The 840-nt window shown below is 60.2% G+C and carries 1 pseudogene; it reads right to left on the bottom strand.

Annotation, left to right across the window (positions count from 1 at the left end):
* Window positions 1-474: pseudogene (locus AC1DVR_RS23665) on the bottom strand (hypothetical protein); the annotation flags it as partial.
* Between the last annotated feature and the right edge of the window lie 366 nt (window positions 475-840).

Below are 840 nucleotides of genomic sequence, written 5' to 3'. Positions count from 1 at the left end.
GAGAATGTCTGCCCAACGGTCCTGCAGGCCAGCCGAGAACATGTTGGTGCCGGCTATGCTGGTCAGGGATGCCAGGCGCTCGAAGGTCGCTGGGATGAACTGGTAGCGGCCGATGGCGTGGTTCTGACCGGGGGTGGCTGCAACCCAGGCCCGGATCTCATCGAGGGTCATTGCCGTGGGCGGCTTCGAGGGTTTGACTGAGGCCCCATACTGGACAGAGTCATAGTCTGCCGCACCGGCCTCAGCGGCGCTGATCAGGCTGCGCAGATTGGCCAAGGGCGTAGCGTCAGGATCAGGCGTGAAGCGCAATGGCCCCCTGCCCTTCGGATGGGAAGAAGATGTGGACAGCGTGGAAGCTTTCTCGAAGCCACCCCTCTTCCAGACGGCATCGGAACTGTTCGAGTTGAAGCTTGATCCGCGGCGCCATTCGTTTTCGGCAAGGGCCGGACCTAGATTCAGGGCAAATACAGCCATCGAAACACAAAGGACGGTACGCCAGCCACCCTGCCGGGGGCTGACGTCGGCAGGGCTGGCTGCGCCATCCCCGAGGTGGAAAAGGTCCGAGAGGGGGAAGGGGCGTCTGTTCCAGCCGCTAAAGATACACACCTGACGCAGCAGGCTGCACGACCGCCCTAAACACCTGTAATCATTATATTTATACGTCATTTTGGGGCCATTCGACTGGAATGTCGAATAGTGATTCAATATCAAGGACTTGAGGCCGCTGGCCCAAAACGGGCCGGGTCCTGGCCCAAATTGGGCCAGCCTCCGGGCCAGTCTGGCCCAGTGTTTTGCACCCGAAATCCGGCTCATCCCAGCACCTTTTCGTCATCCTTGGAC

The organism is Rhodobacter sp. P2_H5 (assembly GCF_056403335.1).
Note: the sequence above shows the minus strand (reverse complement) of the source record. Positions and strands in the feature narration are given on the sequence as shown.